Consider the following 12,727-nt stretch of genomic DNA (forward strand, 5'->3'; position numbering starts at 1 on the left):
CACATCAGGCCCCAAACATGCGCCCGCCCATTCCAGAAACACTGATCAAAAGTGGCCCATAGACGTGGCCCTGGACAGTTCATCTAGGTTGTATCGCGCACGATAAGTTTATGGCCGATCAAATTTTGGAGCCCGCTTATCTTTACATTATCGAGCGCGCCTGCAAGCGCCAGCCTTCCAGCCGTGTAACCTATTTGATTTAGCGGCAATGCAATTGTACTCAGTCGTGGCTTCATGAACTGCGACAGTTTCAAATCATCAACTGCAATAATCGCGAGGTCCTGCGGAATGCGCACTCCAGCGCGCTTGCAATAGTCCATGACACCCCATGCCATTTGGTCGTTATGACAAAACAGCGCAGTAACATTGGGCTGCGCGACTAGGAAACTTTCTACGCGTTCGGCGGCAGTGACTTGTGAAAAGTTCGCACTAAATTGCGGCAGCGGGTCCGTCCCAAATCCCGCATCTTCAATAACTTGCGTGAACCCCTGCGAACGTACTCTTGTTACGGAGTATTCTTCATGACCTAGTACCTGCCCGACATAACGGTGCCCGCAGGCTAACAAGTGGCGGGCAGCGCCCCGACCAACTTCAAAGTTATCGACGTAAGCGCATCGTTTCTCAAATCCATCGACACAGCGCCCGACCACAGCAAGTGATGGATTCTCGTGCATTAATCTCTTTAGAATTTCCAATTCCAGCCTATCCGAATGCAATACTATCGCCTTGCATTGAAAGTTGGTAAGCAGCCTGTACGCTTCCAGTTCACCTTCAGCGGTCATGTTGCTACCGACGTTGATACATAGGAGTCGGGTTTCTTGAAACGCTACTTCAACACCTTCCGCGATGGTCGAATGGTACTCCGTTCCGAAGCTGCTCGAAACCAGCCCTCCATAGCTGGCTGTTTGCTTGTGCAGCATCCTCGCAGCGGAGTTCGGCACATATCCAAGATTGGAAATCGCACGCTGAACTCTTTCTCTGGTGGATCGTGCCACCAGATCGGGGTTGTTCACGACGCGCGATACAGTGGCTATTGAGAAGCCTGACTCGGACGATACGTCTTTGATTGTGGCCATTGATTACCTCCTTTATGCGCATTTTAGTGGTTTCCAGCTGCGGGTTGGCCATGGAAATGAGGTCAGACATCGTAATGCCTCCGGCAAGAAACTTTGCATAAGCTTGAATACCGGATGGTAGCCTAGCATGAGGTTCAAAACTGCCAAGCTCTTCGGGCTCGTGAGCTTCTTGACCTTAGGAAATACGGTCCCAAAAGATTCCGAGCTAGCCGCTTTAGTGGATCAACCCGCTTGCGAAATATACCTTGACTGACACGGTTCCGTTACCGAAATCCTGAGCCTTCTGTATCTGGTTTTGCGTATGTTGCCTTAGGGTTTTGCGTATTTTCGTCGATCTGATCATGTGTGGTTTCGCATATTGGAGTGTTCCGCCTGATGTCAGGATGAACTGACCATCGATGTGTCGCGCGCACATTGTTTAACAGGAGGCGGATGTGATGGGCGGAGTACGCAGCAGGTTTGGATCGCAGCAGAATGTGTCTTGGGATCCTGGTCGGAGGCACAGGCTGCCGTCTGGCGCTGTGCTGACCCGTGCGAAGGGTGGCAGCGCTCAGGGTGCCGTGGTGTCGCGCACTGCCGGCGGCAGCCCGGCGCTGCTGCGGCGCCGGTCGGAGGTGGCGGCGGGGTTTGCGGATCGGTTCCAGGGTCCGGGGGCGCGGAACCGTTTGTCTTTGGCGCTGACAGGGCGATCCTACGCTGCGCTGACGGCCAAGAAGCAGGCGGCGATCCGGCAGCTCTTGTCAGAGATCCGATCCGGGACGATCATGCCGGATCTGGTCATGGTTGTGCCGGGTAGGAAGGGGGTCACGGCGTTGCCAGTAGGAGTTGATGCGGCCTTTGTGCCGGGGGCGCCGGGAGCGGGCGGAACGATCCTGCTGTCACGGTCGCTGACCCCACAGCAGCGCAAGGCAGCACTGCGTGAGGAGTTTGGCGAGGCGATCGGGGCGCGGGCGGCAGCGTTGGGCGTGCCGGTCAGGTCCGGCGATGTCGGCGCGCGGATGTCCAAGGCGACGGATGGGATAGCGCTGACGACGCGTGACTTTAAAGCGCGCGCCTCTGACACGGTGACCGTGCGACTGCATGGCAGGTCAGTTCAGGCCAGGGCGCGGGTGGTAGAAGAGAGCATTGCGACGGATGAAGCACCGTATGCGGTTGATGTGAAGTTCTTTACCTCGAACGAGGTTGAGCTGCATTACGTGCCCGAAGGCAGCGATACCCCGCTTGTCGTGGCGCGCAAGGCTGCGCAGCCCGTGGCTGCGAATGGGCAAGAGGTTCCAGTTGTGGTGCCACAGGTCAATGGTGATCTGCTGACGGGCCCGTTGGACGGCGAGTTCAAATTGTGGATTGTCGACGACAGCCACGCTGATGGGGGCTATTATGTCTCCACGACGGCTGCGACACTCAACGATGCGGATGCCAGCTCGACACGCAAGATCAGCTATGACCCCGAGACCGGAGTCATCCAGATCCGCTTCGATGAGTTTGGCGATGGCCAAGTCAGCGGTGAGAACGTATACGAGCCATCCGGTTACAACGCGGTGGGTGATGGATCTTATAACGATGCGATCATCGAGATCCGCACCAAGCCATTGGCGCAAACAGCCCGTCCGCCAGAGAGTGAGGATGATCCGGGCGAAGCAGATACGTCACCTGACACCGATGAAACACCGGGGTCTGAGGGCGCGCCCGATGCCACGGATGATGACGCCGCGGTTCCTGGGCCGGCACCTGGATCCAATGTGGATCCGAGCAAACCTGGGCTGCAGGTGGCCTCGCCCGAAGAGGAAAACCCTGCACCGCCTGTTGACGAGACTGGCGAGGAGATTCCACAGGAAGATTTGCCCCGCAGGGACGTCTATGTGGAGATCAGCTTTGACACCGGTGATGCCGTTGCTGTTGAGGTCTGGCAAGATGGCGAGTGGGTAGAGGTCGCATCCAAGCCGCAGTTTGTTCCCGGCGCGCGGAATATGAAGGGCCGGGCCATCGTCAAGCTTGAGCAAGTTGGCGACACGCCGCCACGGGTGCGGGTGCGCAATCGCAGCCAGGACAATGCGATAATCTCGGACCGGGACCGCAGCCGGACGATCCGCACCGAAGAGGACGGCATCGTCAAAGTGCAGTTCGAAGACAACTTCACCGTCAACGAAGATGGCACAGCGGGCGGTGATGACTACCAGGACGTTGTTGTGCGCCACGCCGACAATCCTGATGATCTGCTGGAAACAGCAACGTCGCTTGGCGGCAGCATCAATGCGGTTGAGCTGTCTGAAGGCTACGAGAACCTTTACACGACGCGCGAGGTCTATGCCGAGGTCGGCCTCTTTAGCAATGATGAGCTTATTGTCGAGGTGCGCGATCCCGAGACGGGCGCGTGGACGGAGGTGGCGCGCAAGGAAGAGGGTGCGGTCCTCCTCGGGAATGGGCGCACGGCTGTCAAAGTCAATCAGGCGGGCACGCAGCCACCTGAAATCCGGGTGCGCAATGTAACGGCGGAAGGAGAAGGCGAACCGACGGTTATCTACAGCTCGCATGACAAGCGCGTGCAGACGCGCACCATTGGGGACGCGACGGTTTTCGGGTTTGAGGATAGATGGGGTACGTCGGAGGATGACCGTTTTAATGATGTTATGGTCAGCTTTACGGATACCCCACCGGAAGGTGTTGAGGTTGTTGACGGCCCGATTACCCCGCCGACGGGGGATGCCAGCAATAGCGAAACGGATAGCGAAAATGATCATTACATCACATTCAATGTCGATGTGCTGGAGCCTGATCGGGACTATCTGGTCACCACAACTGATCCTGAAACCGGTAAAGAGGTGGTGGTCTTTGACAGTACGGATTCCAATTTTGATCTGAGCGCTGTGAAGGTGCCCGCCAGCACAGATGATCGCTTTCCGAGTTTGGAACTCAAGACGTCGACTGATGGGGGTGAAACATGGAATGAGCGGGAGGAATGGGCCGAATCAATAGATTTTACGGGAGATCAGACGAACAACGCTGACGGCGCTATGCGCCGTGTCACCTTCAATGATGCTGAACAACAGCCTTATCCGGAGCCTGTGAAGAAGACGCCGCTGATCCAGATTTCTATGGAAGTCACTTTCGTGGATCCGGACGCGCCGATTTATGAACTTCCGGCAGTGAACGGCCCGCCGGCCAAGATCACGATCAAGTTCCCCGAACCCGCGGCTTTGGGCTATCAGGACGCTGACTTCCGTGTCCTTGCCAACCCGCGAAGCTTTCTGACTGGGGGATCCGAAGACTCCGAGGTTGTCGACTATGACAGCACCGATCCTGACGCCAGCAGCGGTACGTTCATCCTCCCGAAGACCCTAGATGGGACCGATGTGGATCTGCAGATCCAGATGAAGGTTGACGGCGAATGGAGGACCATGAACTTCCGCACGGCGGTCAGCAAAGACGGCACCACAACCACCTATACCTATTATGAAATCGAAGACAGTCTGTATGAAAACCCGATCCTTTCGGTGAGTGTGGATCAGCCCAATGGCGCGAAATCTGATGATAAATCGCCCGGGCCGAACATCAACACGGAAAACGACGCTGAAAACGGCATCACCCGAACCTCCAAAAACCTGCCGCTGGTGTCCAAAGAAAATGCCACCACCGAAGACATACTGGTCACGTTCGAGCGGGGAGACGCCAAGCTTTTGGAGGTCTGGGACCCGGTTCTGGGCGAATGGCGCGAGCTGCACCGCAGCGAGGCAGAGAGCGGTGATCAGGTCACAGTCATAAATGACGACGGCGACGGCGACACAAATGGCAGGTATCGGGCGATCGTCTCAGTCAACTGGATCAAGACCGAGCAAGACTATTCCAATCCGGAGTTGAAGCCACGGTTTCGGATGACCAACCTGACAACGGGCGAGGTCACTGACTCGGTCGTCGACAGGAAAAAGATGCGCACTGATGTGCGTGACGGATACCGTATTGGGTTTGAGGCCAATTACGATGGCACCAACACCGACCTGCCGGTCGGCGCCCAAGGCGTTGATGGCCCTCAGACCCAGTCTGGTGATGGCCAGGATTACAACGATGTCACCGTCCTGTTCTCTCCAAGCATAGATCAGACGCCCGTGGATGTCGGGATGAATGATGTTACAGTTGGCGAAGATCTCCGGCTGCTCCGTAGGGATGCAAAAGTTAATGACATCAGGGACCTCTTGGGACCGGGCGACAATTTTGACCGATCCGATGCGGTACAGTTCAAAATCGACGGGCTCAGCGGCAAGATTCTGGTGAATGGCGAGGAGTTGGGCGACTTCGATGATAGGGACGCTGATGGCGATGACGCAACCGACTTTCTCAATCTGACAGTTGCAGCCAAAACCTGGAATAGAGATCTTCAGGATTCAGGGCTTGGTGCCGCAGATGGCGCACTGATGAAAATGTTCCTGTCACAAAATGAGGGGATAGATTTCAGCACTGCGGGCAATACAGGCGGATATTTCTCCTTCCCGCCGCGTGCCAGCCGACGCGGGGGTTACCTGACAGTCCTGGCGGGTGTGAACAGTGACATCCTTGGCCAAATATTCGAGGTGGCAATAGGCGGTCTGTTGGGCAGCATTTTTGGCCCAAGCAAATCCTATCCTTCAAAAAAAATGCCGGATTCTATGCTGCTAGTGGCTGTCTGGGAAGGTTTGGATTTAAAGGGCGACAAAGAGGTTCCCCTAGCTGGCAGCGATGGCGGGACGGTTAACATCCCAGACTACCACAGCCTGTCAGAGGGCTGGAAAGAAGCGCGCAACCGCGATGCTGTCAAGAAGGTCACCAATTACTCTACCGGTCTGGATGGTGCAGAGACCAAAAAGAAGACGATATCTCACTCCGACACCGGATTTGACGACGACGAAGAGTACTACGAATTCTCCTGGCAGGAACCGAACGGCGAAAACGTCGAATTCGGAGAGCTGGGGGCTATCTGGTGGACCTTGGCAACCGGAAACGTTTCCGCAGGAGAGCGCGATCAGCTCATTCGCAGTTTCAGAGGCTCACTGGAATACTTCAACGAAAACTTCGCGGACAAACTCGGCGTTAAAAAAGTCAACACCACAACCGCCGATGATTTCAGCCCTAATGGTCTGGACATGACCGGAGATGACGCAAGATATGTCCTCCGAATGTTGAATGGCGGTGTTGAGATAGCCGGTGATGTTGCCGAGAATCCGGGCGACTACCCTGGGGTTGTCTTGAACAATGATGGCAAAACCTGGTCGTTTGATCCCAGTGCCTTAACACCTGTACAACGCGTTGCAATTGTTGTCGGCATTCTGCGTATCAAGTCTCTGACTTCGGAACAGAAGTCGGCGATATTGGAGCGCCTCGGGATCAGTCAAGATGACATTGATGCCCTGGCCGAAAAGTTCCCCACGATCGAAGGCGATCTGGATACCAACCTGTTGATGGGTGCCTATCGCTTCGACGGCGCAGATTTTATCAGTGTCGGTACAGGCGGGAAACTCTTGTCCTTGAATACTGAACTGGTCGCAGAAGCACGCGCGGTCAAACCGTTGCTTGGCTTTGACGATGAAATGTTGACCGCCCTAGGATTGGGTCCCCGCTTCCAGCAGGCTGTCATTGACGCCAAAAACGGCGTTGGTGGGGCAATGCAATTCATTGTCGAAAAAGTCACCGAGATGATGAACAAGATGGAGGAGGGGGTCGGCCAATTCGCGCAGGATTTGTACGATCAATACCAATACTTGCTGAACCCGAACAGTCCGGAGCATGAGGGGTTCATCAAAGACATGGAAACTGTCGATAAGTACTATAAGGCAGCAGATGGCGACAAGGTACAAGCCATGAAGGACCTTCAGGTCGATGTCAAAACAGGCGAAGTTGACCTTGAGTCGGACGTTGTCAAAGAGCGGATATTCAAGGGATATGCTGGGAGCGAAGGCTTCTTTGGTTTCATCTTTGGATTTGAATTGCCAGGAACACGAAGGATTGGAGAGGTTCTTAATAGTGTCTTCGCTTACATCTTTTCGACCACCGGGCGATTTGAGCCAGCAAGTCACGGGATCGGTTTCTTTGAAAACTTTCCAGTCCCCAACGCAATTTTATCCTTCCGCGTTTTCATTCCGCTTGGGCAGGATGTCGACAAAGATGGTCTGGACTATTCTTTCCATACCCGTTGGGGTCGTCAGATTGGCGGCGCCTCGGATGAAGGTGTATCTTTAGTCCATAATGAGAACTATCATATAGGCCTGCTCCGAGCCGTCGGCTTCGCCCAGGAAGGGACTGAAATTCATGTGGATTACAACCGTAAGAATGGCAACGTTAAGAAAAAAGAGATCCGGTTGGTGCGCGAAGTTGAAGCTGGCTTGATTCCTCAGGCAATCAGGTTTGCTATTTTCGGTGAACGTGCAGAGGCTGCTTTTGGTGGAAGTGCAATTGTAAACGGCCGCGTAAGCATAAGCTGGCTGGCTGACGATGACGGAAGCGTTGATTGGGTTCCCGACAAGGTGGGTGCACAGGTTCTTGCAGCGGCACAGTTTGATACGCCTGACTTCGCAGTCCTTCCTAAAAATACAATATTTGGTGCCCTGACGGGAGTTGCCAATCAGACCGTTGACTATATCGGTACAACAGGTGCCCTCATTACTGGGGGCATCACATTCGCCGGGTTTGAGTTGGGGATGACCAGACAAGGGAAGGAAAGCCTCGGGGATGAAGCTGTCGCCGAATCCACTGCCGAACCCACTGGGGAGCCGGAAGAAACGCCCCAACCAGATCAGGAGCGGCCCCCTCTTCTCGATGAAATTGACGACATCTTCCCCGACGACACACCGGTACCAACTGATGATGGTGAAATCCTGGGGTAGCAACCAGCGCCCCGCCCTGAACCCGAGCTAACGTAACGCCGGGTGCTTGCTCGGCAGGCGCAGCCGATCCTATCCTAAATTGCCCACCGGCTGCGCCTCAATTTTGTATCCGTTGTCGTGGATGTTGGGCACTTAGCGACTTGATTTCAGAGAGGATCTGGTTCATCTGATTGGCTTAATTAAACGATGGGTTTTGTTGCGTTAAGCCTGCCGCTGCATAACGTTGTGGGCACCGCCCACTCGCCCCGGAAACCATCTTCCAGATAGGCCAAAGGCCGGTCATACAATAACAAATCAAGTTGGACCACTTCAGTGGCGCTGATCAATCCGGTGTATCGATGGTGAACTGACGGTACAGTGTGTTATCGACAATAATGTATGATGGCTTGCCGCCATACACGCCGGGCTTCTTCTTGTACCTGATCTGGGTCCGGATGCCTGCAAAGGCGAGCCGTCTCGCAACACGGTTCTCTGACACCACCTCGCCCATGTCGATCAAATCATCGTAGATTTTGCGATAACGTGACAACACCGCTATGAGTCCTGACCGTAACTACAAGGGCGGAACATTTCAGTGGGAGAGGATCATGCCTGATATGTTCAGTGCAAGGCCTTCGCTCGCACAATTTTAAGTGTTATGAGCTCCACAAATCCCCATCGTTGTTGAGACGTTGATGACAGAACCAAGCTTGCATATCGAAGAGAGAGAGGGAGTAACCACGTTGCGCCTGTTCGGGCGCTTGGTGACTGATCGTCTGGGCGAGGTTGAATCCGATTTCGCAAATGCATCGACGACATCTAGGATGTCGCAGATAGATCTGAGCGACATCGAAGCTCTGGATACCGGCGGCGCGTGGCTTGTTGCCGACCTTGTTGCGCGGCTTGAGGCAAACGGTGTCGAGGTCGCATTCAGCAACGCGTCAGCCGCACACCGGCAACTGATTGATGTTGTCGCAGCGGCGCGACCAGCCGAGAAGGGCATAGAGGATCCGCCGCGCGGTTTGCTGCCCTGGCTTTCTCGTATCGGTGAAAAAACCGCCGGAATTGGCAAATCAATACTCTCTTTGATGAGCTTCGTGGGCGAGACGCTGACTGTACTGGTGCGCACAATTTTGCATCCGAGGCGTTGGCGCCCGGCTGCACTGGTGAACCAAATGGAAGAGGTTGGGTTCAACGGTATACCAATCGTTGTGCTGATGAGCTTTCTCATCGGCGTCGTTCTCGCCTTTCAGGGGGCATCACAATTGCGTCAGTTTGGCGCCGAGATCTTTGTGGTTGATCTGATCGCGATTTCCATATTGCGCGAGCTGGGCATTCTTTTGACGGCCATCATCGTGGCCGGGCGGTCCGGATCTGCGTTTACTGCGTCCATGGGATCGATGAAGGTGCGTGAAGAGCTGGACGCGATGCGCACACTGGGTTTGGACCCCATTGAGGTGCTGGTTGTGCCCCGTGTCACAGCGCTGGTAATCATGCTACCCATCCTAGGGTTCATCGCCAATATCGCCGGGCTTTTCGGCGGTGCTTTGATGAGCTGGATCGAATTGGGCGTCAGTCCTGGGCAATTCATAACCCGCCTTCGGGAAAACACTGATGTCTGGCATCTGGTCATCGGCATGATCAAAGCTCCAGTCTTTGCGGCGGTCATTGGCACGGTTGCGTGCTGGCAGGCCATGCAGGTGCGCGGATCGGCAGATAGTGTGGGCCGACACACGACAACTTCGGTCGTTCAGTCCATCTTTCTGGTGATCACGGTCGACGCGCTGTTTTCTGTCTTTTTTGCGGAGCTGGGGCTTTGAACGCGACCAATGACATCGAACGCACACCTGTCATCCAGGTTCGAAACTTGCGTAATCAATTTGGATCCCAGGTTGTGCATGACCAGTTAGATCTGGATGTGTGGCAGGGCGAAGTGCTGGGAATCGTCGGCGGGTCGGGCACCGGCAAGTCGGTGTTGCTGCGCACTATTGTGGGCTTGAACCGCCCCGTTGCCGGATCGATCCACGTGCTGGGAGTTGACGTGCTGCATGGCAGCCGTGCCGAACGGCTGGAGACTGAACGCCGTTGGGGTGTCGCGTTCCAGGACGGTGCGCTATTTTCATCTCTGACGGTGCTACAGAACGTCATGGCACCGATGCGAGAACATCTCAACCTGTCCCATAGCCTAATGAAAGCTCTGGGCGAACTGAAGATCAGCCTTGTAGGCCTACCGCCCTTCAGCTGCGGCAAGCTTCCATCTGAGTTGTCGGGCGGTATGCGCAAACGCGCAGCACTTGCCCGTGCGCTGGCTCTGGATCCTGTGATCGTGTTTCTGGACGAGCCGACCGCCGGGCTCGATCCCATCGGCGCGGCAGCCTATGATGATTTGATCGGCGAACTTAAGCGCTCTTTGGGACTGACTGTGTTCATGGTGACGCACGATCTCGACAGTCTTTATGCGATCTGCGACAGAATAGCGGTGCTGTCAGAGAAGCGCGTGCTTGTGGAAGGCCCTATCGAGTTGATGAAAGACGTGGATCATCCTTGGGTACAAGAATACTTTACCGGACCGCGCGCGCGTGCCGCGCAACAATCAACGTAAAAGGCGACCATCGCACATGGAAACTAAGGCCAATTACGTTCTGATCGGTGTGTTCACGCTTTTGGGTGCTTTTGGCGCTTTGGCGCTGTTACTATGGTTAGCAAAGGTCGAAGCTGACCGACAATATACCTATTACGATATCCTGTTTCCCGACGTGGCCGGACTGGGCACAGCGAGCGATGTGCGGTTCAACGGTGTGCCCGTGGGCCAAGTGATCGGATTGGACCTCGACGAGGTCGATCCGTCACAGGTGCGCGTGCGGGTCGAGGTCGATGCCGATACGCCCGTCAGCACGCAAACTGTTGCCAAGTTGCAGTCCCAGGGTGTGACGGGTGTCAGCTACGTGGCCTTGTCTGGAGGATCGGCCGAGGCTGCGCCCTTGCCCGAAGACGCCGTCATCCTGTCGGAACGCTCCGCCTTGCAATCGGTGTTCGAAGGGGCGCCGGAACTTCTGGAACGCGCGATCTCGCTTCTCGAAAACATTGATAGCGTTTTCAATGAGCAAAATCGTACGTCTGTTGCAACGATCCTCGACAATCTGGCCAATGCGTCGGGACGGCTGGACAGCGCCCTTGGCAATTTTGAAGTGTTGTCGTCTGACCTGCGCGCCGCAGCCCAGGGCGTTGCCACGTTTTCCGACCGGCTGGGACAGTTGGGTGATGTGGCCGAGACGACGTTGACAACTGCGACCGCGGCTCTTCGCAGTGCTGATACCGCATTTAAAGGTGCAACCAATACAATCGCAACGATAGACAGCTTTACTAAGGATGAGCTTACGCCGTTAGCGTCAGACTTGCGTACGACCGCCCAAAGCGGTCAGCAGGTAATTGAAAATATCGGTAAAAGTTCCAACATGATTGCTTCAAGGTTGCAAATACTTGCAGATGATGGCGGCATTGCACTTGAAGCCGCTACGAAAGCCTTTGACAATGCAACGAATACTCTGGAATTCATTGATCAGGCGATGTTGGACGCCTCAGAAGCCTTGAACACAGCCGACCAGACTTTTGCGACGGCGAACGAATTGATCGAAAATGATATCGGGGATATCGCAATGGATTTGCGCAAGGCTGCCACCGCCTTCACCTCTGCTGTAGAGCATGCTGCGACCAATATCGATGCGATTTCCGACGAAGTACTTGCCGCATCAAGGTCTGCCGCCAGTTTTACCGATACTCTGGATTCGGTCGTCAGTGGGAACGAGCGTCAAGTGTCGCAATTCCTGCGACTGGGGTTGCCGGAATTTGTACGCTTTACCGAAGAGGCGCGTGGATTGGTCGTGAATCTGGAACGCCTTGTGACCCGGATCGAACGAGACCCTGCCAGGTTTCTGCTGGGCACACAGAACTCCGATTTTCGCCGATGAGTAAGCGTTGTACCACATGGATATCCGGTGTCTTTCTCCTGTTCCTGCTTGCAGGCTGTGCAGGGCTTTCAAGTCTGGTCGAGGTTACAACACCAACTAATTTGTACACCCTCAGCCCGAAAAGCACGTTCAGCGCTTCCTTACCACAGCTGAAATCGCAGATCGTGGTTGACCAGCCGACCGCTACGGCGATGGTCGATACAAATCAAATTGCGGTTCAACCGACGCCCTTGCAGGTGCAGTACCTGCCAGAAGCGCGTTGGGTTGATCGAGCCCCGCTGATCGTACAGGCGCTTTTGATCGAAAGCTTCGAAAACTCGGGCAGGGTTCCGGCCGTCGGAAGCTCTGCCATCGGATTGCGCGCGGACTATCTGGTTGTGACAGATATCCGGGAGTTTCAGGCGTTTGTACCGCAAACATCTGAACCATCCGCGCTGCGCGTGGATGTGCGATTGAATATCAAGATCGTCGATGCATTTTCGGATCGCATTATTGCGTCCAAGTCCTTTGAAGAAATTGTCGCGTCTGAATCCGATGCGGCCACTGATGTGGCCAATGCATTTGACGAGGCTTTGGGAGACACGATGCGGGACGCCGTCGAATGGAGTATCCGCGAAATCGCCAAAAACGTAGCCTCTCAAGATCGTCCGACCTGACCGGGCAATGCGCGATAGTTGCCACGAACAAACGCCAACCACCGCGACTATTTTACCTGACCGCATAACCCTAACTTCGATGCTCAATTTGCCGTTGATCTAATGTGGTTTTGCTGCTGCTATGTGAGCGTCCGTTGAACCCGACCTAACGGTGCCATTCGGTGTGCGCTAAGTGTCCATTAAAACAAGTGGACACTTAG

The 12,727-nt window shown here is 55.0% G+C and carries 8 protein-coding genes and 1 pseudogene; 5 read left to right on the forward strand and 4 right to left on the reverse strand.

Annotated elements, in window-relative coordinates; genetic code table 11:
• Positions 1–83: 83 nt before the first annotated feature.
• From Q1A75_RS22215 to Q1A75_RS22225, 3 genes are all read right to left on the reverse strand, one after another.
• The gene (locus Q1A75_RS22215; RefSeq protein WP_299593065.1) at positions 84–1,076 is read right to left on the reverse strand and encodes a LacI family DNA-binding transcriptional regulator; all 993 of its coding nucleotides are present in this window, start codon (positions 1,074–1,076) and stop codon (positions 84–86) included.
• A 691-nt stretch (positions 1,077–1,767) separates the two neighbouring features.
• Positions 1,768–2,139 carry a hypothetical protein gene (locus Q1A75_RS22220; RefSeq protein WP_299593068.1) on the reverse strand — a complete coding sequence of 124 codons (372 nt, stop codon included), beginning with the start codon at positions 2,137–2,139 and terminating at the stop codon, positions 1,768–1,770.
• A 25-nt stretch (positions 2,140–2,164) separates the two neighbouring features.
• Positions 2,165–2,674 (reverse strand): hypothetical protein, encoded by a 510-nt coding sequence (locus tag Q1A75_RS22225; RefSeq protein ID WP_299593071.1) that lies wholly within the window; start codon positions 2,672–2,674, stop codon positions 2,165–2,167.
• On the opposite strand from Q1A75_RS22225, the gene Q1A75_RS22230 reads away from it, so the two are divergent.
• Positions 2,666–7,924 carry a hypothetical protein gene (locus Q1A75_RS22230; protein WP_299641295.1) on the forward strand — a complete coding sequence of 1,753 codons (5,259 nt, stop codon included), beginning with the start codon at positions 2,666–2,668 and terminating at the stop codon, positions 7,922–7,924. The genes Q1A75_RS22225 and Q1A75_RS22230 overlap by 9 nt on opposite strands.
• Before the next feature lie 325 nt (positions 7,925–8,249).
• On the opposite strand, the pseudogene Q1A75_RS22235 reads toward Q1A75_RS22230, so the two are convergent.
• Positions 8,250–8,441: pseudogene (locus tag Q1A75_RS22235) on the reverse strand (IS3 family transposase); the annotation flags it as partial.
• Between the two features lie 157 nt (positions 8,442–8,598).
• On the opposite strand from Q1A75_RS22235, the gene Q1A75_RS22240 reads away from it, so the two are divergent.
• Genes Q1A75_RS22240 through Q1A75_RS22255 form a run of 4 tightly spaced genes read left to right on the forward strand, consistent with a single transcriptional unit; the run spans position 8,599 to position 12,527 of the window.
• A complete protein-coding gene (locus Q1A75_RS22240) occupies positions 8,599–9,723 on the forward strand; it encodes an MlaE family lipid ABC transporter permease subunit (RefSeq protein WP_299593077.1) in 1,125 nt (374 codons plus the stop codon).
• Between the two features lie 14 nt (positions 9,724–9,737).
• Positions 9,738–10,505: an ATP-binding cassette domain-containing protein gene (locus Q1A75_RS22245; protein WP_299593088.1), complete on the forward strand. Its 768-nt coding sequence runs from the start codon at positions 9,738–9,740 to the stop codon at positions 10,503–10,505.
• A 16-nt stretch (positions 10,506–10,521) separates the two neighbouring features.
• Positions 10,522–11,871, forward strand: coding sequence for an MlaD family protein (locus Q1A75_RS22250; protein WP_299593080.1), 1,350 nt, complete (start codon positions 10,522–10,524; stop codon positions 11,869–11,871).
• The gene (locus Q1A75_RS22255; RefSeq protein ID WP_299593083.1) at positions 11,868–12,527 is read left to right on the forward strand and encodes an ABC-type transport auxiliary lipoprotein family protein; all 660 of its coding nucleotides are present in this window, start codon (positions 11,868–11,870) and stop codon (positions 12,525–12,527) included. The genes Q1A75_RS22250 and Q1A75_RS22255 overlap by 4 nt, the downstream gene beginning before the upstream one ends.
• The last annotated feature ends 200 nt before the right edge of the window (positions 12,528–12,727 follow it).

The organism is uncultured Tateyamaria sp. (genome assembly GCF_947504105.1).
Lineage (GTDB): Bacteria > Pseudomonadota > Alphaproteobacteria > Rhodobacterales > Rhodobacteraceae > Tateyamaria.

What these genes read in the sequence shown, in the direction of transcription:
- Q1A75_RS22215 (WP_299593065.1), bottom strand. Translation starts at nt 1,076, where the DNA reads ATGGCCACAATCAAAGACGTATCGTCCGAGTCAGGCTTCTCAATAGCC.
- Q1A75_RS22240 (WP_299593077.1), top strand. Translation starts at nt 8,599, where the DNA reads ATGACAGAACCAAGCTTGCATATCGAAGAGAGAGAGGGAGTAACCACG.
- Q1A75_RS22250 (WP_299593080.1), top strand. Translation starts at nt 10,522, where the DNA reads ATGGAAACTAAGGCCAATTACGTTCTGATCGGTGTGTTCACGCTTTTG.
- Q1A75_RS22255 (WP_299593083.1), top strand. Translation starts at nt 11,868, where the DNA reads ATGAGTAAGCGTTGTACCACATGGATATCCGGTGTCTTTCTCCTGTTC.